Below are 23163 nucleotides of genomic sequence, written 5' to 3'. Positions count from 1 at the left end.
GGTAATCCGCCATAGCTTATAAGCAGGCGGATTCCACTATCTTTTTAATCGGTCGGTTAAGAAGCCTTCTTTATACCCGGCTTACGGCGCTAAGCAGTGCTTCAACCGAAGCGGTGGCCACGTCGCTGTTGATGCCGACCCCGTAAAATTCGCGGCCATCACCGGCTTTGCATTCGACATAGGCGGCGGCTTGCGCATCCTTGCCAGAGCCCAGCGCATGTTCCTGATAATCAATGATTTCCAACGACACGCCCAGCGAAGAGGCAAGGGCATTGACAACGCTGGAGATCAGCCCGTTTCCACGGCCACTGACCGAAATTTCTCCGTCCGGCCCTTTTACCTTGCCCACAAATATACGTTCGCTGCCGGACTGGCTTTCCTGATAATCAACCAGATTATATTTGCCGTTGCCATCCAGATGATAGCGTTTCTGGAATGCGCTCCAGATATCATCGGAGGAGAGTTCACGGCTTGTTTCATCGGCCAGTTCCTGCACTGTTCTGCTGAAATTGGCTTGCAGGCGCTTGGGCAGTTTCAGGCCATAATCTTGTTCCAGGATCCAGGCGATTCCGCCCTTGCCGGACTGGCTGTTAACGCGGATAACCGCTTCATAGTCGCGGCCAATATCTCTTGGGTCAATCGGCAGATAGGGGACGTTCCAATATTCGTCATTGCGCTGTTCCTGCGCGGCGAATCCTTTTTTGATCGCGTCCTGATGCGATCCGGAAAAGGCTGTGAAGACCAGTTCCCCTGCATAGGGATGACGCGCTGGAACGGGCAGTTGATTGCAATATTCGACCGTTTTAACGATCTCGTCCATGTTGGAGAAATCGATTTTTGGATCAATACCTTGGGTGTACATGTTCAGACCCAATGTCACCAAATCAACATTGCCGGTGCGTTCGCCATTACCGAACAGGCAGCCTTCGACCCGGTCGCCGCCAGCCATCAAGCCAAGCTCTGCCGCCGCGATACCCGACCCACGGTCATTATGGGGGTGCAAGCTGATCACGACATGGTCGCGATTACTGATATTGTTGCACATCCATTCGATCTGGTCGGCGTAGATGTTGGGCGTAGAAGCCTCTACCGTAGCGGGCAGGTTCAGGATCAACGGCTTTTCGGCTGTCGGTTCGAGAATATCTATCACCGCTTCCGTGACTTCCAGGCTGAAATCCAGTTCGGCGGTTGAGAAGGTTTCCGGCGAATATTCAAAATGCCAATCGGTATCAGGATATTTTTCCGCCTGTTCGCGCAAAATAGTCGCGCCTTCCTTGGCGATATCCTTCACGCCTTCTTTATCGAGCTTGAAGACGACATCGCGCCATGCCGGTGACACGGCATTATACAAATGGACAATCGCCTGTTTGGCGCCTTCCAGACTGGCAAAGCTGGTTTCGATCAAGTCCCGGCGGGACTGGGTCAGCACCTGGACTATCACATCATCGGGAATCTTGCCGGATTTGACCAGTCCAGAGATAAAGTCAAAATCGGTCGCGCCCGCAGCGGGGAAACCAACCTCGATCTCTTTAATCCCGATCTTTACGAGCAGATCAAAAAACCGCTGTTTCTTGTGCGCGTCCATGGGGTCGATCAGCGCCTGATTCCCGTCGCGCAAGTCGGTGGAAAGCCAGCGCGGAGCTTTTTCAATGGTGCGGGATGGCCATTGGCGATTGGGCAAATCAATCTGACCAAAGGGGCGATATTTTTGAGATGGATTTGGATGCATGACTATTACTCTTATGCTGCAAGCATTTTCGCGCAAGGCGCAAAATGCCAGTTAATTTCAATTTTTTCGAAAATAACCCTTAGACGGGTGGCGCTGCTTCGCGCAGCATCACTGGTACGCCTAAGGGCGCATAAGTCGTAGTAGCTCTAGTTTGTTCGAGATACGTGTCATCGCAGCTACTAATATCCATTGCCGTGCAAAAAGCAACTCGCTTGATCAGATTATTTTCCGGCAGGTGAATAACCGGAAAAAAACGGGTCATTCAGATGCACCTGAAATGCGAAACCGCGCCGCATCGCTATTCTCATAACAGATGGCAGCGCGGTCACATGTTTCCGGGATTTAGTTCTTTTCTTTGTCGACCAGTTTGTTCGCACCAATCCACGGCATCATCGCGCGAAGTTCTGCACCGGTTTTTTCAATCGGATGCGCTTCGGCAATTTTACGAGCAGCTTTCAGCTCAGGCTGACCGGCGCGATTGTCGAGAACGAAGTTTTTGACAAAACGGCCTGACTGGATGTCGGCCAAAATGCGCTTCATTTCGGCTTTTGTCTCGCTGGTAATCACTCGCGGACCGCTTGTGATGTCGCCATATTCTGCGGTGTTAGAGATGGAATAACGCATGTTCGCAATTCCGCCTTCATAAAGCAGGTCAACGATCAGCTTGGTTTCGTGCAGACATTCGAAATAAGCCATTTCCGGTGCGTAACCGGCTTCGGTCAGGGTTTCAAAACCGGCCTGGATCAAATGGGTGATCCCGCCGCAAAGCACAGCTTGTTCACCGAACAGGTCGGTTTCACATTCTTCGCGGAAGTTGGTTTCGATAATGCCGCTGCGACCGCCGCCAACGCCGGATGCATAAGCCAGCGCTACGTCATGGGCGTTACCGGACACGTCGCGGTCAATGGCGATCAGGCAAGGCACACCGCCGCCGCGCTGATATTCGCTACGCACCGTGTGGCCGGGGCCTTTGGGTGCGATCATGATGACATCAAGATCTTCACGCGCTTCGATCAGGCCGAAATGAATGTTCAGGCCGTGGGCAAATGCGATAGCCGCGCCCTGTTTCATGTTGTCATGCAGGTCATTGGCATAAATCGCTGCCTGATGCTCGTCGGGGGCAAGGATCATGACAATGTCGGCCCACGCCGCGGCTTCGGCATTGGTCTTTACCTGAAATCCGGCAGCTTCAGCCTTTTTGGCGGTTGCAGAACCAGCGCGCAGAGCGATGGCTACTTCCTTGACACCGCTGTCGCGCAGGTTCTGGGCATGGGCGTGGCCTTGGCTACCATAGCCGACAATGGCGATTTTCTTGTCTTTGATGAGGCCGAGATCGGCATCTGCGTCATAATAAACTTTCATTTTCTTCCTCCAGTATGTTTCGTCACCCTGAACTTGATTCGGGATCTGCCAGTCAGCGAATGACGCTTTGGATGCCGGAACAAGTCCGGCATGACGAGTGATTAAATGATATAATGAATGATGTTTAAGCGGTTTCCGGGCCCCGTCCAATAGCAACGACGCCAGTACGGCCAACCTCGACAAGTCCGACTTCGCGCATCAGGCTTATAAAGGTCTCAATCTTACCAGGGTTGCCGGTAATCTCGAACACGAAACTTTCGGTCGTCGCATCGACGACGCGGGCGCGATAGATATCGGCCAAACGCATGGCTTCAATCCGGGCTTCCCCTTTGCCAGCCACTTTTACAAGCGCCAGTTCACGCTGAACATGGGGGCCGGACTCTGTCAGGTCGCGGACGCTATGAACCGGGACCAGCCGGTCAAGCTGGGCAATGATCTGCTCAATCACATGCGGCGGACCAGAAGTGGCAATGGTAATCCGGCTGATCGCATGGTCGGCACTGATATCCGCCACGGTCAGGCTTTCGATATTGTAACCGCGAGCCGTAAACATGCCTGCGATTCGCGCCAATATACCGGCCTCGTTATCGACCAGAACGGCGAGGACATGCCGTTCAACCTGTTCTTCATTGATATGCATTAAACAAGCGCCTTTGCGTTATCGTCCAGCGAGCCTTTGATGTCGTCTTCAGACAACAGCATTTCGGTATGCGCCGCGCCGGACGGTATCATCGGGAAACAATTGGCAAGCTGCGCCACGCGGCAATCCACCAATACCGGACCGTCGGTTTCAATCATCTTCGCAATTCCCGCTTCCAGATCGGCAGGATCCTCGATCAACACACCGGTCCAGCCATAGCTTTCCGCCAGCTTGATAAAATCGGGCAGGCTTTCGGAATAGCTGTTTGAATAGCGGCTTTCATAGGTCAGATACTGCCATTGGCGCACCATGCCCATATATTGGTTGTTCAGGATGAATATCTTTACAGGCAGGCGGTATTGGCTGGCGGTGGCCAATTCCTGAATGTTCATCTGGATCGACGCTTCACCGGCAATATCGATAACCAGCGCATCGGGATGCCCGAGTTGCGCGCCGATTGCCGCAGGCAGGCCATAGCCCATTGTGCCCAGTCCGCCGCTGGTCAGCCATTTGTTCGGATGCTCAAAATGGAAATGCTGCGCAGCCCACATTTGATGCTGCCCGACCTCTGTGGTGATGATCGGATTGCGTTCATGAGTGGCTTCCCACAATTTGCGGATAGCCTCTTGTGGCATGATTTCGGTCTTGTTTTCCGGAATGGAAAGACAATTGGTCGCTCGCCAGCCCTTGATCCGGGCCCACCATTCTTCATAGTCCGGTGCACGGAATTTGCGACCTTTCAGGACAGCGAGCATTTGTTCCATGACGCGGCCGACATCGCCGATAACCGGCAGGTCAACACGGATCGTCTTGTTGACCGATGACCGGTCAATATCGACGTGGATTTTCTTGCTGTCTGGCGAGAATGCATCGATTCGGCCCGTGATACGGTCATCAAACCGTGCGCCAAGGCAGATAATCAAATCGGCACGGTTCATCGCCATATTGGCTTCATAGGTGCCGTGCATGCCAAGCATACCCAGCCACTGGTCGGAAGATGCCGGAAAAGCACCAAGGCCCATGAGTGTAGAAGTTACCGGCGCGCCCAGCAGCTCCGCCAGCTCACGCAAAGTCTCGCTTGCCTTCGGGCCGCTGTTGATGATGCCGCCGCCTGTATAAAGGATCGGCGCCTTGGCCTGCATTATCATTTCAACGGCTTCGTTAACCGCTTTGAAATCGCCATCAATCTGTGGCTGATAACGGCTGTTCTTCAGGCTGTTATTCCGGCTAAACTCGGCTTCCGCGACCTGGACATTTTTGGGAATGTCGACAACAACCGGGCCGGGGCGACCATTGGTTGCAATATGGAAAGCCTCGGTCAAAACGCCGGCAAGGTCGGACGGTTTCTTGACCAGATAATTATGCTTTGTGCAGTGGCGGGTAATACCAATAGTATCCGCTTCCTGAAAAGCATCGGAACCGATCAGATTGGTCGCAACCTGTCCGGTGATGACAACCATTGGAATCGAGTCCATAAGCGCGTCGGTAATGCCGGTAACCGCGTTGGTCGCACCGGGTCCGGATGTAACCAGAACAACGCCGGGCTTGCCGGTCGAACGCGCATAGCCTTCGGCAGCGTGAGTCGCCGCCTGTTCGTGACGAACCAGAATATGCTTGATTTTGTTATGGTTATAAAGGGCATCGTAAATGGGAAGCACAGCCCCGCCCGGATAGCCGAATACGGTATCTACACCCAGATCAAGCAGGGTTTGTACCAATATATCTGCACCGCTTTTCTCGGCCACTTTAAACTCCATTATCACGATTAAACCCACGGCAAGTGGGCGGTTAATAGGCGATGCCACACTGCAAGGCAATGAACAACATTCGCTCTGAATGGGCGGGGCTACATATCTATATATGTTGTGTCAAGGGCAAATATTGTAATTATATTTCAATATCAGATATATTCTCATCATTTATTATCGCCTCATGCCTCGGCCATTCCGGTGGGCACTGATTCCGGAACCAGGTATATTGCCGCTTGGCATATTGCCGGGTGGCGGCCATGGCGCGGGTCTTTGCGTCCTCCATGTCCATCTCCCGGCGTATCACGGCGCTAAGCTCCGGAACTCCGATAGCCCGCATGACCGGGCAATCGTCAGGCAGCCTTTTGTGCAGGAGTGCCTCCACTTCCTCCATCGCGCCTTCGTCAAGCATGATCTGAAAACGCCTGTCACACCGCTCATACAACCATTCACGTGGTGGAAGCAGGACCAGTGGGCGCAAGCTGATCTCATCGGCAATCCCGCCTGTCAAATGTGCATGCCAATGATGCAAAGGCTTGCCAGAGGACCGCACGACTTCCAGCGCACGCATGATCCGGCTTGAATCGCGGCGATTCAAACGCTCCGCAGATACCGGGTCCTCACTTTCCAGCAGTGCATAGGCATCGTCTACAGCCAAATCCCGGACCTGTGCCCGAATAGCTGGACCAATATCAGGTATCGGTGCAATGCCGTTCAGCAAAGTGCGGATATAAAGCCCCGTTCCGCCGACCAATATCGGCAACATAGCAGCCGCATGGGCAGCGGCAATCTCCGCCTTCGCATCACGCGCCCAGCGAGGCGCAGAGCAAGCCTCCGCGCCGTCAATATAGCCGTAAAGCCGGTGGCTGATTCCGCCCATCTCCTGCTCGCTGGGCCTTGCGCTCAAGATACGCAGATCGGCATAAACCTGCGCACTATCCGCATTAATGATTACAGAGGGTTGCTTTTTGGCAAGTTGCAGTGCCAATGCGGACTTGCCGCTGGCCGTCGGACCAACGATCAGTGCGACATCCTTCTTAATCTTGGACCCATTGTCATTTGGAGAAATCATGCTCATCGCCACACTAATAGCAGCAGATCAGTTGAGAAAGGGAGAGTTAAATTCGGCTGCCGATCGCTTGGCTGGTGCTGGCGCCAAGATTACCGGGATTGGTGACATAGTGGACGGGAAGGCCGCCGATATCCATTTTGAAGGGGATTTGGAAAAAGCGCAGCAAGCCTTGCTGCTCGAAGGCTCTATGATTGATTTTGTGGTTCAACCGGCCAGTAATCGCGAAAAGAAACTGCTGATATCCGATATGGACAGCACGATGATCACGATCGAATGTATCGATGAACTGGCAGGCTATGCCGGGATCAAGGAGCAGATTGCCGCAGTGACCGAACGGGCTATGCTCGGTGAACTGGATTTTGAAGAAGCCTTGCGGAGCAGGGTGTCTTTACTCGCTGGATTGGAGCTTTCTGCTATCGAGCAGTGCCTTGACGAAAAAGTTGAGATCATGCCGGGTGCCAAGCTGTTGGTACAAACAATGGCCGCGCGCGGCGCTATGACTATATTAGTTTCAGGCGGGTTCACCCGGTTCGCCGACCCGGTGGCCCGGGATATAGGATTTGCCAAGTTCGAAGCGAATATTCTGGCAGAAGCCGATGGACGTTTGACCGGCTCGTTAAACGGCTCGATTGTCGATGCGGCGCGGAAAGCAGAAATACTGCGGCAGGGCGCCTTATCCGCTGGACTATCGCTCGATCAGTGTATGGCTGTAGGGGACGGTGCCAATGATATTCCGATGATTGCATTGGCAGGGATGGGGGTTGCCTATCACGCCAAGCCAAAGGCTGCCGCCGCCGCAGATGCTGCGATCAGCCATAATGACCTGACCGCTTTGTTATATATTCAGGGCATCGGTTCTAAAGACTGGGTAACCATTTAGCCACCGTCAGCGTGACTTTACAATACAGTCATTGCCGGCGGCTTTGACTGTAGTGCATATCTTGCTGGCCTGAGCCTTTGTCGCAAATGGACCGGTTTGCAGCCGTGTTATGGAACCTGTCGTTTCTATATAGGGTTGCAGACCGTTCAATGCAGAAACCCGCTTACCAAGACTATCCCAAAGTGCCTTGGCCCTTTTCTGGTCACTGAAAGCGCCCAATTGAGCACGCCATTTATCAGCCGCTGCGGGTTTTGCAGGGGTTGTTTTTGGAGTCGGCTTCGGGTCTGATTTAGCCGCTGCCACCTGAACTGGCGCAGGTTTGGGGGTTTTCTTGGTGGTAGAAGGTGGCACTGTCGGCGCCTGTGCCACAGATGGCTTGGCGACCGGTTTTGGTGCGGGAACTGGTGTTGATGTTGCGGTTGATACTGCTGGCGCTGCGGTCACTATCTGCGATGCTGGCAACTGTGCCGTTTCGATCACTCCGGTCGATGGTATCGGTCGCAAACCGCCTATTTGTGCAATGCGGCTCCGTTTTTCATTTTCTTCCATCTGGCTGGCCAGCGCTAAGGCGCTTCGCCTTTGTTCAAGCGGGATATATTTGTCCATCTGTGCCATATTGGATGTCGCCTGCGGTAAGCCTGCTGCAGAGGCGCGGGTTATGAGGGCATAAGCCTTTACCCAGTCCTTCTCGACAAAGTCGCCATTAAAATAACCCGTGCCCAGTATATATTGCGCACGGGGTTCACCGCGCTCGGCGGAGGCTTGCAAATAGGGCCGGGCTTCATTGCGCCGTTCGTCTTGGAAAAGGATCAGACCATAATTGTCGCTTGCCTGCAAATGCCCCTGATCCGCTGCTTTTTTATAATATTGTTCGGCCATGGCCAAATCCATTGTTACGCCGCGGCCAAGTTTATAGGCTTGGCCCATATTAAACTGTGCGTCCGCGTCCCCTTCATTGGCAGGCCCGCGCCATTCGGCAACTGCTGTACTATAGTCCCCCCGACCCCAGGCATCCACACCATCCTTGACAGTCGCCAATGTCGGAGATGCCAATCCGAAAAGGGCGGAAGCGATTAGCAAGCGGTGAGTGAATGGGAATTTGCTCATAATATCAGGCCTTTGGTCTTCGAATTAGTATGATCTACCTTATACATAATTACAGCATAATGCTAAATCGCAAAGAATTGGTAACCCTATTCATAAAATTGATTTCCCATGTTCCCCGGATTTTCCACTGCCCGAAGCAAGCTTTTGCCTATCCAAAAAAACACGCTGTGCTCGTTAACCCTATTTTAGAGCTGTTCTGTCAGAGAAGAGGATGAATTAATTCCAGGCGTCCGGGATAACCGGTGAAAAGACAAGACAAGGGGAATAGAGTGCGAGTTCTAGCAATGGCATCCCAAAAAGGTGGCTCTGGCAAGACAACATTGTCGGGGCATTTGGCTGTACAAGCCCAACTGGCAGGCGCTGGCCCGGTAGTATTGATCGATATCGATCCCCAAGGATCCCTCGCCGACTGGTGGAACGAGCGTGAAGCGGAACTGCCCGCTTTTGCACAGACCACTGTTTCGCGCCTGGCGACTGATTTGAGCATTTTGCGGCAACAGGGTTTTAAATTGGCTGTCATTGATACACCGCCAGCGATTACGATGGCGATCCAGTCCGTGATTTCGGTTGCCGAACTGATTGTTATTCCGACACGCCCCAGTCCGCATGATTTACGTGCCGTGGGCGCAACCGTTGATTTATGTGAGCGTGCTGGAAAGCCGCTATTGTTTGTCGTCAATGGCGCTACACCGAAAGCCAAAATTACTTCGGAAGCCGCAGTTGCATTGTCACAGCACGGCACCGTTGCACCGGTTACCGTCCATCATCGGACAGATTTTGCTGGCTCCATGATAGACGGCCGCACCGTCATGGAAGTTGATCCCCAGGGACGTTCTTCTCAGGAAATCCAGCAGCTTTGGAGCTATATTTCCGACCGGTTGGAAAAGAATTTCCGTCGCACCGTATTTACATCCCCCGGCATGGCTTCGACAAACAGTGCCGGAGCATATCGTCCTGGTGGCAATTTCGGTCGCCGGGTCTTCGGGTCTTAGGAAGGAGGAGCAGATAATATGAGCGAACCAAAGCCATTGGCATCACTGTCATCCGCCCTTCTTGCTCGCAAGGGCGGCGCAAAGCCGGCGATGCGGCGTCAGGGTATAGCATTCCCAACCTATTCCGATCATGCGAATGAAGATCTGGGCTGGAATGATATGGGATATGATACCAATCCCGACCATGAAGCGGCGCAATCAGATGAATATAGTCCGGAGGAATCAGGTCAATATCACTATAACCCCTTGGCCGGAGCGATTCCGGAAGTTGTTCCAGCGGTTCGCAAGCAGCAGGAAGAAATTGCAGCCAAACTGAGCCTGCAAACACAGCATGATTCCGAAACCATGGCTGAGCCTGAACAGCAGACAATTGCTCCGCGCAAAAAGGTCCCCGTAGTCAAGGTTAAGGCCAAGCAACCTTCAACACCTCGTCGCTCGGCGCAAAAGTCGCGCACTGGCAAAGCCAAGGTCGCTTTTACCTTGCGACTGGACGCTGACAGGCATCTGAAGCTGCGGTTGGCAACAGCTGTCAAGAATGTTTCCGCGCAGCAGTTGGTGACCAAAGCCGTGGATAACTATTTGAGGTCTATTCCCGAACTGGACGACCTGGCTGAGCGGATCACGCCACGCTGAACGGTTTGAGCACATGTTATTGAATATAATTGCGAGGGCATTGCTATGAAATGCGATATGATATTGAAACTGGCCGCCTCAACCATGGTCATTTCTGCGTCCCTGACGGGCTGTGGACCTGCCGGAGGTGATTCGGTCGCATCTGCATCAAGCACGCCTGCATCGTCCAAAGACGGAGCGAAATACGCAAGCAAGGCTGAAAGAGCGCTTGAAAAGGGCAATATTGAAGTTGCGATTGCCTATGCCGAGCGTTCCGTAGCCGCTGCCGGCAATGATGCGGCGACACGGGCTCTGCTTGGTCAGTCTTATCTGGCCGCCGGTCGATTCCATTCAGCAGAGCGCAGCTTTCTGGATGCGATGGATCTGGGCAAAAGCGATGCCCGCACTATTTTAAGCCTTAGTCTGGCTCAACTGGCGCAAGGCAAGGCAAACAAAGCCAGACAGCTGATTGAAAATAACCGTCAGTTCATTCCGACGGCCGATTATGGTTTGGCTTTGGCTTTGGCGGGTGATGCCAAGGCCGCGATTGACGAGTTGGAGCAGGCGATTCGAAGCGCCAATGTCACCGCCCGGACACGTCAGAATCTGGGCCTGGCTTATGCTCTGGATGGCCGGTGGAAAGAGGCCAAATTAATGGCGGTGCAGGATATATCACCGACCAATGTTGACGCACGGATCATGCAGTGGGCGCAAATGGCGCGTCCGGGTGCTTATGAAATGCGGGTGGCTTCTGTGCTGGATGTGAAACCGGCCATTAGTGATCCTGGTCAGCCAGTGCGTCTGGCGCTCAATATCGCGCCTGTTGTTCCGGCAGCACCTGCAGTGGATTATAGCCGTGAAGTTGCCAGTTTTGACCGTGATATTCCACTACCGACAAATGATGTGAGTGAAACTGCGGATGCGGATTTCAAAGCGGATTTTCTCGCCAATGATGACAATATGCTGGTGACAAAGGTTGATGTTCCGGCAAGCACAGCAGTTTCAAAGACACTGTTCGCAAAAGCGCCGGAAACACCGTTGATAGAGGCCGCTGCTCCGAAGGAGGTGGCCGTAAGCGCGGCGAAACCCGAGAAGAAGAATATCTCCTTCACACCGCTCGAACAGGCTCAACCTGATGGCCAATATCTTGTTCAGGTGGGCGCATTTTCTTCACCGGAAAACGTACAACGCGCTTGGGTGATCCTGTCGGCAAAGAATAGGGAACTAAGCGCATATCAGCATGTAAGCTCAACCGTGAAACTCAACGGGAAAACGCTGTATCGCTTGTCCGCTGTCGGTTTTGGTAATGAACAATCTGCAAAAGCCTTGTGTGGCGGCATCAAAGCGAAAGGTGGCGGTTGTATCGTTCGTAAAGTGCGAAGCGTTGGCCATACCGAAATGGTTGGCCATGTAAGCGCCAAATCGCCGCAGCAGCTTGCTTCCCGATAAAGCATCTGACAATCCAATCAATCTATCTGGGCGGTGAAGCTAGATTGCTTTTCCGCCCTTATATATGGCGCTGACCCGCCCTTGAACTGGCAGCTTGTCAAATGGCGTGTTCCCGGCAGAGGCCGCCATTTTACGGCTATCAACCTGCCATGGCTTTTCCGTATCGACCAAAATCAGATCCGCCTCGAACGCTTCGGCAATTTGTCCGGCATTCACCCCGAGTATTTTTGCCGGGTTGGTTGACAGCAACTCGAACAAGCGCCCCAAGTCAATCAGCCCGTCACGAACCAGGTTGAGTGAAAGCGCTAACAAGGTTTCTCCGCCTGCCATGCCGGTTTCCGCCTCGGCAAAAGGTAATCTCTTGCCTTCCGGGCCGCGTGGATCATGGCCAGAGGAAAGGACATCAATCGTGCCGTCTTTAATGGCCACAAGGCAGCTTTGCCGGTCTTCTTCACTTCGCAACGGAGGCGACATTTTGGCGAAGGTCCTGAAATCACTGATCGCGATATCGGACAGAAATAAATGTGCCGGAGTAATGCCGCATGTTACCGGCAAGCCTTCTGCTTTGGCGTCGCGGATCAGGTCCAGTCCATTGGCAGTCGTAACCTGACGGAAATGGACATGCGCGCCGCTTTCTCGCACCAAAGCAATATCACGAGCGATTGACAGCGCTTCCGCACTGGCCGGAGCGCTCGACATCCCTAGCCGCGTGGCGGTTTCGCCAGCCGTTGCAACCGCATCAGCGGTAAGACCGCTATCTTCGCTATGCACGATGACAGGCATATCCAGTGATCTGCAGTAATGGAGCAGTTTGAGCATGACCCCGCTGTTCGCGATCCAGCTTCTTCCCGTCGCCACAGCGCGTGCGCCCGCTTCTTTCATCAAGCCGATTTCTGCCAGTTCAGCGCCTTTCAGTCCCTTTGTTGCCGCAGCAAGCGGGTGGGACCATAGGCTTGGCTTACCTTCGGAGGAATTATGTTTGATCATCGCCGGTAGATCAAGCACCGGAGACTGGTCGGGCATAAGAGCCGCTCGCGTTATGCCGCCAAAGTGAAAGGCCGGTTTGTCGATCTTGAAGACAGCAAGGTCGATGATGCCGGGTGCTAATATCGCACCCTTGCAGTCAATGTTTTTCTCGTCCGATGATGGTGTTTCCTCGTTCACACGGGCAATCACATCACCGTCTGTTGCTACGTTCAGGGGCAGGGGCGCTTTCGCTCCGGGAACCAGAACCTTCGCGTTGGTAAAGACCTGTTTCATGACCATCCCTCCACATTGCGGGACCGGCGCGTCAGCACGTCGAGGCAGGCCATTCTGACCGCAACCCCCATCTCCACTTGCTCCGTTATGGCAGACCGTTCGGGATCATCGGCAATATCGCTGCTAATCTCTATGCCGCGGTTCATCGGGCCAGGGTGCATGACCAGTGCATCGGGCTTTGCTAGTGCCAGCCGTTCTCTGGTCAAGCCATAAAGGTGATGATATTCGCGCGCGCTCGGGATGAAATCTCCGTTCATGCGCTCATTTTGCAGCCGGAGCATCATCACGACATCTGCCCCGTCAAGCGCTTCGGCAAAGTTCGAATAAACCTCGACATTCAACCGCTCGATCGCCGGGGGTAATAGCGATGTCGGTGCGCAAACCCTGACTTTCGCGCCCAATGTGGTCAGGCAATAAATATTGGAACGAGCGACCCGGCTGTGCATGACATCACCGCAAATCGTGACCGTCAGGCCGCTGATATCGCCCTTGCGCCGCTGAATCGTTAGTGCATCGAGCAGCGCTTGTGTCGGGTGCTCATGGCTGCCATCGCCAGCGTTCAGGACAGGGCAGTCCACCTTGTCCGCAATCAATTGCACTGCGCCGGAACTGCCATGACGGATGACTATCGCATCCGCGCGCATGGCATTGAGCGTGACCGCTGTATCTATCAGGGTTTCGCCCTTTTTAATGCTCGACTGCGCGGCGTGCATGTTGACGACATCAGCGCCCATCCGTTTGCCCGCAATCTCGAATGAAAGCAGCGTGCGCGTGCTGTTTTCGAAAAAGGCATTGATGACTGTCAAGCCATCCAGCCGGCCTGAATGTTTGATCGATTTGCGATTGAGATCGACCCATTGTTCAGCCTCTTTCAGGAGAAATAATATCTCCCAGGGCTGTAAGCCGGCGATGCCCAATAGATGGCGATGTGGAAAAGCATCCGACCCCGCAGGAAACTGATGTCCGGCGGTCGATGGTGAACCTGTTTGCTCTGATGTCATTAAAATCAGGCCTATAATGGCATCATTCTATTGCGGCAAGCCCGTCAATCGCTCCCTGCAAAATATAAGCGGCTGCCATCTGGTCGATCACCTTGCTGCGCCGTTTGCGGCTAACGTCAGCGGCAATCAGGTCGCGTGTAACCGCCTGAGTGCTCCAACGTTCGTCCCACAGGAAAATCGGAAGTCCGAGCGGACGTAAATTCTGGGCAAAGGATTTCGCGGCCTGCGTCTGCTTGCTCTGGCTTCCATCCAGATTGAGGGGCAGACCGACGACAATGCCCGCTACGAACTGTTCGGCAATGACCGTTTTGATTCGCTCCAGGTCTTTGGAAAACTTTCGCCGCTCGATTGTCTCGGCGGCGGTCGCGATCATCCACTGGGCATCGCATAGCGCTATGCCGACGGTTTTCGTCCCGACATCCAGCCCCAGTAACCGACCGCCATGTGGCAAAGCGGCGCGAAACAGCTTCCGGTCCTCTGTTATTAGTGCGAGAGAAATGCGGTCATCCTCTTCAATATATCTGCGCGAATATTACTCCAGAACAAGCTGTAGTCATAGACGTGATAATTGTTGCCGGGCAGGGTGTAAGGCCCCATTTTCGGGGGATCGCCAATCAGCAGGAACCCGCGATCGTCGCAGCGGGCGGGTACGGAGCCCTTGACCAGCTTTGCATCGCTCAGTTTGTCATTAGGCACCAACGTGCCGAGATTTTGTTCCGCCGTGGCTTCGGAATCAACATCACCGTTTATCGGGTTCGTGCACAGCAGTTTGGAATTTTTGCGCGGCTCACCGTTAAATCCGATGGTAGTGTCATAGGTATCGACAATGCGCTTATAATCGGCGGGCTCGGCAAAGCTTTCCCAACTGAGCAGACAATGAAACTGATCCGGTGCTTCGCAAATATCGAGCCCTAGAGCGGGAACATCGGTTTCCACCGAAACCGGCCAGCCAACAACGTAGGCAGCAACAATCCGCCCCGCCAAGGGTGTCCCAGCAACCCGGTCTTTAAGCAAATTGGTAAGGTGCAGGCTGCCCTGGCTATGACCGGCCAGAATGATTGGCTTGTCATCCGGGACTACGCGGAGGAAATAGTCAAAGGCCTGCAGAACATCCTGATAAGCCGCGTCCAGTGCCTGTTGTCCCTCATCCTTGTCGGTCAGGAACGCACCAAGAGTGGCCTGCCGATAGCGCGGTGCCCATATGTCACCGACATGATTGAAGGCGCTTGCCTGACCGCGAAGGAAAATTTTCGCGCGATCCTCGGTTTCCTTGTCACCAAGCGGAGCGTTCCATTTTTCCTTGTTTATAAAGGAAGTCGGATGGATGAAAAATATGGCAGCACGGACTTTCCCGTTCAAAACTGCAGATTCCTGATCCTTCAAGGTGCCATCTTTTAATATATTGGCGCTTGTGGCTATGAATTTTGCGCCTTCGCTGTCTGCTCTATTTCCTTCTACAGCACCATCTGCTGCTTCCGGATCGGCGGGTAGCCACAGCGCCGGGTTATCCTCTGTAATTTCGGGGCGGGCGTACCACATCGAAATATCGGCATAGATATTGTTTTCCAGCACTTCCTGCGGTTGGAATTCTGTGCTTGGAACAAAAACGACCTCGGCCAGATCTTCACCAAAGATGCGTAGTACAAAAGCTCCGGCTATAAAAAGAACGACTAAGCCAGCAACCAAATAAAGAAACTTACGCGCCAATTATTTTACTCCAATATGGTCCCTGACCACTCATTCAACTTGAAGAGGTCTCGCACCAGTGCTAGCGGCGCGCAGTACACAAATTTCTGCTTCATTACCCGAAAAAAGATGAACCGATAAAGAATGAAATATGTCAGTCGATAAAGAAACCGTAAAAAAGATCGCGAGCCTGTCACGGATTGCCGTGACCGAGGCCGAAATTGACGCGCTGGTGCCAGAGCTTAACAACATTTTGGGATGGGTAGAGCAATTGGGCGAAGTCGATTGCTCAAAGGTCGAACCGATGACCGCCGTTATTCCCAATAAACTGCGCCTGCGTGATGATGTGGTGGACGATGGAAATGTTCGGGACAAAATATTGGCCAACGCTCCGGCTGCGGAACATGGCTTTTTTGGCGTGCCAAAGGTGATTGAATAATGACCGAGATTTATGAACTGGGTATCGCGGGCATCCGCAGCGGCATCGCATCTGGTGATTTTACCGCCAAGGAAGTGGCAGAAACATTTATCGGACGGGTTAGCGCGGCGAAACCGTTAAACGCGGTTCTGGTAGAAACACCGGATCACGCACTTGCAGCAGCCGAGGCGACAGACAAAGCGAAAGCGGCAGGCGAAACACTTGGTAAAATGGCTGGTGTTCCGATTGGAATGAAGGACCTGTTTTGCACCAATGGCGTTCCGACAACAGCGGCTAGCCTGATTCTGGAGGGCTTCACGCCGCAATATGAATCCACAGTATCTTCCAACCTGTTCAAGGCTGGCGCGGGCATGCTCGGCAAGCTGAATATGGACCAGTTTGCAATGGGGTCATCCAACGAAACCAGCGCTTTCGGCAATGTCATTTCACCGTGGCGGCGCAATGATGGCGGCAATGCTGACATAGCTCCCGGTGGCTCGTCTGGCGGTAGTGCGGCGGTTGTATCCGGACGCATCTGTCCGGCGGCGACTGGCACCGATACGGGTGGCTCTATCCGTCAGCCCGCCGCATTTGTTGGCATTACAGGGCTCAAGCCGACTTATGGCCGTTGTTCACGTTGGGGCACGATTGCCTTTGCCAGCTCGCTGGATCAGGCAGGCCCTATGGCCCATGATGTGCGTGATTGTGCGATCATGCTGGAAGCGATGGCCGGTTTCGATCCAAAGGATTCGACCTCGCTCAATTTGCCGGTCCCTGAATGGGAAGCTGGCCTTAAAAGCGACCTTACCGGCAAACGCATCGGTATTCCCAAAGAATATCGCGTAGATAATATGCCGCCAGAGATTGATGCTTTGTGGCAGCAGGGCATCCAGTGGCTGAAAGATGCTGGGGCCACCATTGTTGACGTGTCTTTGCCACACACAAAATATGCGCTGCCCGCTTATTATATTATCGCGCCGGCAGAGGCATCATCCAACCTCGCGCGTTATGACGGTGTGCGTTATGGATTGCGTGACTTGCCGGATGGGGCAGGGCTACAGGAAATGTATGCCGCAACCCGCGAAGCCGGTTTCGGGTCAGAGGTTAAGCGCCGCATCATGATCGGCACCTATGTGCTGTCTGCCGGCTATTATGATGCTTATTACACGCAGGCGCAAAAAGTTCGGACGTTGATTTCACGGGACTTTGACAAGGCGTGGGAAAGCTGTGACGTGCTTTTGGCGCCAACGGCCCCCAGTGCAGCTTTCGGATTGGGCGAGAAAAACGACGATCCGCTCGCCATGTATCTGAACGATGTTTTCACTGTGCCGAGCAGTCTGGCCGGATTGCCCGCCATGTCGGTGCCAGCGGGTCTGGACCGCCAAGGGCTTCCGCTGGGATTACAGCTTATCGGTAAGGCGCTGGATGAACAAACCGTGCTTAACGCCGGTCTGGCATTGGAAGAACGTGCCGGTTTTGTTGCGAAGCCGGAGCAGTGGTGGTGATACAATATCTGTTGGTCCTGCCAAAGGATGTTTCAAGAGTTTTAGAGGGCGGCTTTGACTGGTTCGGCCGCGACGGGAATATAGAATGACTGAATCAACATATCGTATCCAGGGGGCAACCGGTGAGTGGGAGGTCGTGATCGGCCTTGAAGTGCACGCGCAGATCACCTCGAACGCAAAGCTTTTTTCCGGTGCTTCGACTGAATTTGGCGCCGAACCAAATACCCAGGTCAGCCTGGTTGATGCCGCAATGCCCGGAATGTTGCCGGTGCTGAACAAGGAATGTGTGCGTCAGGCCGTTCGTACGGGCCTTGCACTCAATGCCCAGATCAACAAATATTCGCGTTTCGACCGCAAAAACTATTTCTACGCTGATTTGCCGCAGGGTTACCAGATTTCCCAGCTTTATCACCCGATTGTGGGCGAGGGTAAAATCGAGATTTCGCTCGATGAAAAAGACCCGGATGCCCATGGCAAGATGATTGGTGTCGAGCGCATCCATATCGAGCAGGACGCCGGGAAGCTGATGCACGACCAGCATCCGACGATGAGCTATGTCGACCTGAACCGCTGCGGCGTAGCCTTGATGGAAATCGTGTCCAAGCCCGATATGACTTCCCCCAAGGAAGCAGCGGCTTATGTCCGTAAGCTCAGATCAATTCTGCGCTATGTCGGAAGCTGCGACGGCAATATGGAACAAGGCTCCATGCGTGCGGATGTCAACGTTTCTGTCCGTAAACCGGGCGGAAAACTGGGCACACGGACAGAAACTAAGAACGTCAACTCGCTGCGCTTCATTCAACAGGTTGTCGAATATGAGGCCCAGCGTCAGGTTGACGTAATCGAAAGCGGGGGGACTGTGGTTCAGGAAACCCGGCTGTTTGACCCCGACAGAAACGAAACCCGCTCCATGCGTTCCAAAGAGGACGCGCATGATTATCGCTATTTCCCCGATCCGGACCTGTTGCCGCTGGAACTCGAAGATGATTTTATCTTTGATTGCAAGGCCAGCCTGCCTGAATTGCCGGACGAAAAACGGGCGCGCTATAAAAATGTTCTGGGGCTCAGCGCTTATAATGCAGCCGTTTTGACGGCGGAGCATGAAACGGCGATCTGGTTCGAGCAATTGTTGGAAACCACCGACGAACCCGAAAAAATCGCGAGCTCGGCAGCGAATTGGCTTACGTCCGAGCTGTTTGGTGCGCTGAATAAAATGGGGCTGCCAATAGAACAAAGCCCTGTCTCGCCTCAGCAAGCGGCCGAACTTTTGAGTCTGGTCGCGGATGGCACGATTTCCGGCAAGATCGCGAAGCAGGTTTTTGAGATCATGCTGGAAACAGGCGACGGTGCGGCCAAGGTCGTTGAGGAAAAGGGCCTGAAGCAGGAGTCCGATACCGGCGCGATAGAAAAAGTTATCGCAGACGTAATGGCGGCAAATGAAGACAAGGTTGCCGAATATCGCAGCGGTAAAGATAAACTGTTCGGATTTTTTGTTGGCCAAACGATGAAAGCGATGCAAGGCAAAGCCAATCCACAGGTGGTCAACGAGTTGTTGAAAAAATCTCTTGGAGAGGCAAGCTAGTTAGCGACGCGATCGCGCAAAGCGGGCTTGCCCTTTGGGTAGCTATCCGCTAGGCGCACGCGTCAATCAAAATTCGATATTTGTTTGAAGGTGTAACTCGTGCGGGCGTGGCGGAATTGGTAGACGCGCCAGATTTAGGTTCTGGTATCTTCGGGTGTGGGGGTTCGAGTCCCTTCGCCCGCACCACTACACCGAAAACAGGTCGAAATAGAAATTATGAAGGCATTGAAGGGTAATCATGCAGATTGTTGAAACGCTGAACGAAGGTCTGAAACGGGCCTATGACATCAAAATTACCGCGAAGGACATTGAAACCCGCGTCGATAATGAGGTCAAGAAACTGGCACCGCAGGTCAACATGCCTGGTTTCCGCAAAGGCAAGGTTCCCGCGAATCTGGTGCGCAAAATGCATAATGACGCATTGATGCAGGACGCGCTGAGCAGCACGGTTCAGGAATGTGTTGAAAAGACCATCACCGATAACAAACTGCGTCCTGCGATGCAGCCAAGTGTCACTCTTGGCGAAGGCTATGAACCTGGTAAAGACGCCGAAGTGAAAGTCGAGCTGGAAGTTCTTCCCGAAGTCCCGACTCCATCCGTTGATAATATCAAGCTGGAACGCTTGAAAGTGGAAGCAGACGACAAGACGGTGGAAGAATCACTGCAGAGATTTGCGGAGAGCCAGAAACAGTTTGAAACTGCACCCAAAAGCCACAAGGCAAAAATCGGCGACCAATGCCTTATCGACTTTGAAGGCAAAGTTGACGGCGTGCCATTTGACGGCGGCAAAGGCGAAGGCATGGCTATCGAGCTTGGCTCTGGCCGCCTGATCCCCGGCTTCGAGGATCAACTGGTTGGCAAAAAAGCCAATGACGAAGTTCTGGTAAAGGTCACTTTCCCGGAAGATTATAATGTAGAAACGCTAAAGGGCAAAGATGCGACATTTGATGTTGTGGTTGCCGAAGTGCAGACTCCGAAAGAAGCAAAAGCCGACGATGAAATGGCGAAAGCCATGGGTCTTGAAGGCATTGACCAGCTTCGCGGTCTGCTGAAAGGCCAGATCGAGCAAGAGCTGAACGGCCTGACCCGCACACATATGAAGCGCAAATTGCTCGACCAATTGGCCGCGTCGCATGATTTTGAAGTGCCGCCGTCAATGGTAGAAGCCGAGTTCAACCAGATCTGGCAACAGCTGGAGCAGGAAGCGGCTCAGGATGAAGATCCTGAAAAAGCGAAAAAGGAAATGGAAGACGAGAAGGACGAGTATCGTGATATCGCCGTCCGCCGTGTTCGCCTTGGCCTGCTTCTCTCCGAAATTGGACAGGCCAATGGCGTGGAAGTCAGTCAGCAGGAAATGTCCATGCTGATGCAGCAGGCTGCTCAGCAATATCGTCCGGAAGACCGCCAGCGGTTCATGGAATATATCCAGCAGGACCCGATGGCAGCTGCCCAGCTTCGTGCACCCATGTATGAAGACAAGGTTGTAGATTTCTTGTTCGACAAAGCGGAAATTACCGACAAGACGGTAACGCGCGAAGAACTGGAAGAAGCGATCGAAGCTGAAGACGAAGCGCAAGCAAAGCCAGCCGCGAAAAAAGCACCAGCGAAAAAGGCTGCGGCGAAAAAACCGGCCGAGAAAAAGTCAGCCGACAAAAAACCGGCTGAGAAAAAGGCTGCAACAAAAGAAGCTGCCGCCAAGGATGCTCCGGCCAAAAAAGCTGCGACAAAAGCACCCGCAAAAGAAGCTGGCGAGAAAAAGCCAGTCGCGAAAAAAGCTGCTGCAAGTAAACCAGCAGCTAAAAAGCCTGCCGCTAAAAAGCCGGCTGCAAAGAAATAACCTGATTCATCCGGTGCGGGGCATCTCGCACCGGATAATAGAGTTTTACGCATATCTGTGATAATTTATTGACTTTATTTGGTCATAATTGACGAATTGGTTGGGAAAAAATCCTTAACCGACTTGAACATTGTTCGAGATACACCGATGTAGGTTCAGACTGTTGGGGATTCCATTTTGTGGCGGCTCCATTATATCAACCTGACTTTTCACAGAAGGCACTAAATTACCATGCATAATCCGATCGTTGATGCCCTAGTTCCCGTCGTTATCGAGCAATCCAACCGCGGAGAGCGCAGCTTTGACATTTTTTCCCGGTTGTTGCGGGAACGCATCGTCTTTGTAACCGGACAGGTCGAAGACAATATGGCGTCGATTATCACCGCCCAGCTGCTGTTTCTGGAATCGGAAAACCCGAAAAAAGATATCTATCTTTACATTAACTCACCCGGCGGCGTTGTAACCGCTGGCATGGCGATCCATGACACGATGCAATATATCCGCCCACGGGTCGGAACAGTTTGCGTAGGGCAAGCGGCATCCATGGGCAGCTTTCTGCTGGCAGCGGGCGAACCGGGTATGCGTATGGCAACCACCAATGCGCGCATCATGGTGCATCAGCCATCTGGCGGTGCACAGGGCATGGCTTCCGATATCGAAATTCAAGCAAAGGAAATTTTGCGGATTCGCAGGCGGATGAATGAACTTTACGCCAAATATACCGGCAAACCGCTCGAAGAGATTGAAAAGGCGATGGACCGCGACACTTTCCTGGAAGCGGACGAAGCCAAAGCATTCGGTATTGTCGATGAAGTTTATGACAAGCGCCCAAATCCGACGGAAGATAAGGATTAATTGGCTATCAATTTGCCTTAAATGAAAAATAAGCCACTTTTGATAGACTTAGACAAGCGCGGCGAATCGTGGCGGAAAAAAGCTGTAGCAATTTGTGGTTTCAGGGTTAAATTGATACTTCTGGCCTAGTTTTGAGGACTTTTTATGACGAAATTGACGGGATCTGATTCGAAGAGCACGCTATATTGCTCCTTCTGCGGAAAGTCCCAACATGAAGTCCGCAAGCTTATTGCAGGACCCACCGTTTTCATTTGCGATGAATGTGTCGAGCTTTGTAACGACATAATTCGTGAAGAAACCAAAGGTGCGATTACTGGAAAGAAAGACGGCGAAGTTCCTACGCCGCAGGAAATCTGCGATGTCCTGAACGATTATGTGATTGGTCAGGACCGGGCGAAACGTGTTTTGTCCGTGGCGGTGCACAACCACTATAAGCGGCTTAACCATGCATCGAAATCCGGTGATATCGAGCTTGCAAAGTCGAACATATTGCTGGTTGGGCCAACCGGCTGCGGTAAAACATTGTTGGCGCAGACTTTGGCCAAAACCTTTGATGTGCCGTTCACAATGGCGGACGCCACGACATTGACCGAAGCTGGCTATGTCGGCGAAGATGTTGAAAATATCATCCTGAAACTGCTGCAAGCTTCCGATTATAATGTGGAGAAGGCGCAGCGCGGCATTGTGTATATTGACGAAATCGACAAAATCAGCCGTAAAGCGGAAAATCCGTCGATCACGCGGGATGTGTCCGGTGAAGGCGTTCAACAGGCTTTGTTGAAGCTTATGGAAGGCACAACAGCAAGCGTTCCGCCTCAGGGCGGCCGTAAACACCCGCAGCAGGAGTTTCTGCAGGTCGATACGACGAACATCCTGTTCATTTGCGGCGGGGCATTTGCTGGTCTGGAAAAAATCATCGGAGACCGTCTGGAAGGAAAATCCATCGGTTTCGGCGCCCATGTCTCTGCACCGGAAGAACGCAAAATCGGCAAGATCCTGCAACAAGGCGAGCCGGAAGATTTGCTAAAATTCGGCTTGATCCCGGAATTTGTCGGCCGTTTGCCGGTTATCGCGACTCTCGAAGATCTTGATGTCGATGCGTTGGTCCAGATTTTGAAAGAGCCCAAAAACGCTCTGGTCAAACAATATGCAAAATTGTTTGAGCTGGAAAATGTTGTGCTGACATTCACTGAGGATGCTCTGGTTGCCATTGCCAAAAAGGCGATTGAACGGAAAACCGGTGCGCGTGGACTGCGCTCTATCGTTGAGAATATTCTGCTTGATACGATGTTTGACTTGCCCGACCTTGACGGTGTGGACGAGATCGTCATCGACAAGGAAGTGGTTGCCGGAACAAAAGAACCTGTGAAGGTGATTGCGAAAAGCGCCAAAGCCAAGAAAGAAGATGCCGCTTAACGGGTTAAGCTA

At 52.9% G+C, this 23163-nt stretch carries 21 protein-coding genes and 1 tRNA gene; 11 read left to right on the top strand and 11 right to left on the bottom strand.

Going from position 1 to position 23163, the window contains the following annotated elements:
- Window positions 1–70 precede the first annotated feature (70 nt).
- The 6 genes from leuA to miaA all read right to left on the bottom strand — a co-directional run bounded on the left by leuA (window position 71) and on the right by miaA (window position 6551).
- Window positions 71–1729 carry a 2-isopropylmalate synthase gene (gene leuA, locus VIN76_RS02900; protein ID WP_332040314.1) on the bottom strand — a complete coding sequence of 553 codons (1659 nt, stop codon included), beginning with the start codon at window positions 1727–1729 and terminating at the stop codon, window positions 71–73.
- Window positions 1730–1808: 79 nt separating this feature from the next.
- On the bottom strand, window positions 1809–1991 hold the full coding sequence (locus VIN76_RS02895) for a hypothetical protein (RefSeq protein ID WP_332040313.1): 183 nt from the start codon (window positions 1989–1991) through the stop codon (window positions 1809–1811).
- 80 nt (window positions 1992–2071) lie between these two features.
- A complete protein-coding gene (gene ilvC, locus VIN76_RS02890; RefSeq protein ID WP_332040312.1) occupies window positions 2072–3091 on the bottom strand; it encodes a ketol-acid reductoisomerase in 1020 nt (339 codons plus the stop codon).
- A gap of 124 nt (window positions 3092–3215) precedes the next feature.
- Complete coding sequence (gene ilvN / locus VIN76_RS02885) at window positions 3216–3731, bottom strand: acetolactate synthase small subunit (RefSeq protein ID WP_332040311.1); 516 nt, start codon at window positions 3729–3731, stop codon at window positions 3216–3218.
- Window positions 3731–5476 (bottom strand): acetolactate synthase 3 large subunit, encoded by a 1746-nt coding sequence (locus VIN76_RS02880; protein ID WP_332040310.1) that lies wholly within the window; start codon window positions 5474–5476, stop codon window positions 3731–3733. Before VIN76_RS02880 ends, ilvN begins: the two co-directional genes overlap by 1 nt.
- Before the next feature lie 142 nt (window positions 5477–5618).
- Window positions 5619–6551 (bottom strand): tRNA (adenosine(37)-N6)-dimethylallyltransferase MiaA, encoded by a 933-nt coding sequence (gene miaA / locus VIN76_RS02875; RefSeq protein WP_332040309.1) that lies wholly within the window; start codon window positions 6549–6551, stop codon window positions 5619–5621.
- On the opposite strand from miaA, the gene serB reads away from it, so the two are divergent.
- Window positions 6550–7431: a phosphoserine phosphatase SerB gene (gene serB / locus VIN76_RS02870; RefSeq protein WP_332040308.1), complete on the top strand. Its 882-nt coding sequence runs from the start codon at window positions 6550–6552 to the stop codon at window positions 7429–7431. The genes miaA and serB overlap by 2 nt on opposite strands.
- 6 nt (window positions 7432–7437) lie before the next feature.
- Here serB and VIN76_RS02865 read toward each other — a convergent pair whose 3' ends face one another.
- Complete coding sequence (locus tag VIN76_RS02865; RefSeq protein WP_332040307.1) at window positions 7438–8538, bottom strand: SPOR domain-containing protein; 1101 nt, start codon at window positions 8536–8538, stop codon at window positions 7438–7440.
- 269 nt (window positions 8539–8807) lie between these two features.
- Here VIN76_RS02865 and VIN76_RS02860 point away from each other — a divergent pair, with 269 nt between their 5' ends.
- From VIN76_RS02860 to VIN76_RS02850, 3 genes are read left to right on the top strand one after another with little or no spacing between them, the layout of a single operon-like run.
- A complete protein-coding gene (locus VIN76_RS02860) occupies window positions 8808–9530 on the top strand; it encodes a ParA family protein (protein WP_332040306.1) in 723 nt (240 codons plus the stop codon).
- 18 nt (window positions 9531–9548) lie between these two features.
- Window positions 9549–10163 carry a hypothetical protein gene (locus tag VIN76_RS02855; protein WP_332040305.1) on the top strand — a complete coding sequence of 205 codons (615 nt, stop codon included), beginning with the start codon at window positions 9549–9551 and terminating at the stop codon, window positions 10161–10163.
- Window positions 10164–10208: 45 nt separating this feature from the next.
- The gene (locus tag VIN76_RS02850; RefSeq protein ID WP_332040304.1) at window positions 10209–11591 is read left to right on the top strand and encodes an SPOR domain-containing protein; all 1383 of its coding nucleotides are present in this window, start codon (window positions 10209–10211) and stop codon (window positions 11589–11591) included.
- Between the two features lie 39 nt (window positions 11592–11630).
- Here VIN76_RS02850 and VIN76_RS02845 read toward each other — a convergent pair whose 3' ends face one another.
- From VIN76_RS02845 to VIN76_RS02830, 4 genes are read right to left on the bottom strand one after another with little or no spacing between them, the layout of a single operon-like run.
- Window positions 11631–12851, bottom strand: coding sequence for a dihydroorotase (locus VIN76_RS02845; RefSeq protein ID WP_414696262.1), 1221 nt, complete (start codon window positions 12849–12851; stop codon window positions 11631–11633).
- Window positions 12848–13852 carry an aspartate carbamoyltransferase catalytic subunit gene (locus tag VIN76_RS02840; RefSeq protein ID WP_332040302.1) on the bottom strand — a complete coding sequence of 335 codons (1005 nt, stop codon included), beginning with the start codon at window positions 13850–13852 and terminating at the stop codon, window positions 12848–12850. Before VIN76_RS02840 ends, VIN76_RS02845 begins: the two co-directional genes overlap by 4 nt.
- A 22-nt stretch (window positions 13853–13874) precedes the next feature.
- Complete coding sequence (gene ruvX, locus VIN76_RS02835; RefSeq protein ID WP_332040331.1) at window positions 13875–14336, bottom strand: Holliday junction resolvase RuvX; 462 nt, start codon at window positions 14334–14336, stop codon at window positions 13875–13877.
- Entirely contained in the window at window positions 14336–15559 is a 1224-nt protein-coding gene (locus tag VIN76_RS02830) for a DUF3089 domain-containing protein (protein ID WP_332040301.1), read from the bottom strand. Before VIN76_RS02830 ends, ruvX begins: the two co-directional genes overlap by 1 nt.
- Window positions 15560–15689: 130 nt before the next feature.
- Here VIN76_RS02830 and gatC point away from each other — a divergent pair, with 130 nt between their 5' ends.
- The 7 genes from gatC to clpX all read left to right on the top strand — a co-directional run bounded on the left by gatC (window position 15690) and on the right by clpX (window position 23151).
- A complete protein-coding gene (gene gatC, locus VIN76_RS02825; protein WP_332040300.1) occupies window positions 15690–15977 on the top strand; it encodes an Asp-tRNA(Asn)/Glu-tRNA(Gln) amidotransferase subunit GatC in 288 nt (95 codons plus the stop codon).
- Complete coding sequence (gatA, locus tag VIN76_RS02820; RefSeq protein ID WP_332040299.1) at window positions 15977–17461, top strand: Asp-tRNA(Asn)/Glu-tRNA(Gln) amidotransferase subunit GatA; 1485 nt, start codon at window positions 15977–15979, stop codon at window positions 17459–17461. The genes gatC and gatA overlap by 1 nt, the downstream gene beginning before the upstream one ends.
- 85 nt (window positions 17462–17546) lie before the next feature.
- On the top strand, window positions 17547–19043 hold the full coding sequence (gene gatB / locus VIN76_RS02815) for an Asp-tRNA(Asn)/Glu-tRNA(Gln) amidotransferase subunit GatB (protein WP_332040298.1): 1497 nt from the start codon (window positions 17547–17549) through the stop codon (window positions 19041–19043).
- Between the two features lie 101 nt (window positions 19044–19144).
- Window positions 19145–19229 (top strand) — tRNA-Leu (locus tag VIN76_RS02810).
- Window positions 19230–19281: 52 nt separating this feature from the next.
- Window positions 19282–20880: a trigger factor gene (gene tig / locus VIN76_RS02805; protein WP_332040297.1), complete on the top strand. Its 1599-nt coding sequence runs from the start codon at window positions 19282–19284 to the stop codon at window positions 20878–20880.
- A 231-nt stretch (window positions 20881–21111) separates the two neighbouring features.
- Window positions 21112–21735, top strand: coding sequence for an ATP-dependent Clp protease proteolytic subunit (locus VIN76_RS02800; protein ID WP_332040296.1), 624 nt, complete (start codon window positions 21112–21114; stop codon window positions 21733–21735).
- Between the two features lie 144 nt (window positions 21736–21879).
- Window positions 21880–23151 (top strand): ATP-dependent Clp protease ATP-binding subunit ClpX, encoded by a 1272-nt coding sequence (gene clpX / locus VIN76_RS02795; RefSeq protein WP_332040295.1) that lies wholly within the window; start codon window positions 21880–21882, stop codon window positions 23149–23151.
- Window positions 23152–23163 lie beyond the last annotated feature (12 nt).

Origin of the sequence: Parasphingorhabdus sp. (assembly GCF_036568145.1) — a bacterium.
Lineage (GTDB): Bacteria > Pseudomonadota > Alphaproteobacteria > Sphingomonadales > Sphingomonadaceae > Parasphingorhabdus.
This window is presented reverse-complemented; position numbering and strand designations above follow the sequence as displayed.

Coding starts and splice junctions, on each gene's coding strand:
- leuA (WP_332040314.1), bottom strand. CDS start 1,729: ATGCATCCAAATCCATCTCAAAAATATCGCCCCTTTGGTCAGATTGAT.
- VIN76_RS02895 (WP_332040313.1), bottom strand. CDS start 1,991: ATGACCCGTTTTTTTCCGGTTATTCACCTGCCGGAAAATAATCTGATC.
- ilvC (WP_332040312.1), bottom strand. CDS start 3,091: ATGAAAGTTTATTATGACGCAGATGCCGATCTCGGCCTCATCAAAGAC.
- ilvN (WP_332040311.1), bottom strand. CDS start 3,731: ATGCATATCAATGAAGAACAGGTTGAACGGCATGTCCTCGCCGTTCTG.
- serB (WP_332040308.1), top strand. CDS start 6,550: ATGCTCATCGCCACACTAATAGCAGCAGATCAGTTGAGAAAGGGAGAG.
- miaA (WP_332040309.1), bottom strand. CDS start 6,551: ATGATTTCTCCAAATGACAATGGGTCCAAGATTAAGAAGGATGTCGCA.
- VIN76_RS02865 (WP_332040307.1), bottom strand. CDS start 8,538: ATGAGCAAATTCCCATTCACTCACCGCTTGCTAATCGCTTCCGCCCTT.
- VIN76_RS02855 (WP_332040305.1), top strand. CDS start 9,549: ATGAGCGAACCAAAGCCATTGGCATCACTGTCATCCGCCCTTCTTGCT.
- VIN76_RS02850 (WP_332040304.1), top strand. CDS start 10,209: ATGAAATGCGATATGATATTGAAACTGGCCGCCTCAACCATGGTCATT.
- VIN76_RS02845 (WP_414696262.1), bottom strand. CDS start 12,851: ATGAAACAGGTCTTTACCAACGCGAAGGTTCTGGTTCCCGGAGCGAAA.
- VIN76_RS02840 (WP_332040302.1), bottom strand. CDS start 13,852: ATGACATCAGAGCAAACAGGTTCACCATCGACCGCCGGACATCAGTTT.
- gatC (WP_332040300.1), top strand. CDS start 15,690: ATGTCAGTCGATAAAGAAACCGTAAAAAAGATCGCGAGCCTGTCACGG.
- gatA (WP_332040299.1), top strand. CDS start 15,977: ATGACCGAGATTTATGAACTGGGTATCGCGGGCATCCGCAGCGGCATC.
- gatB (WP_332040298.1), top strand. CDS start 17,547: ATGACTGAATCAACATATCGTATCCAGGGGGCAACCGGTGAGTGGGAG.
- tig (WP_332040297.1), top strand. CDS start 19,282: ATGCAGATTGTTGAAACGCTGAACGAAGGTCTGAAACGGGCCTATGAC.
- VIN76_RS02800 (WP_332040296.1), top strand. CDS start 21,112: ATGCATAATCCGATCGTTGATGCCCTAGTTCCCGTCGTTATCGAGCAA.
- clpX (WP_332040295.1), top strand. CDS start 21,880: ATGACGAAATTGACGGGATCTGATTCGAAGAGCACGCTATATTGCTCC.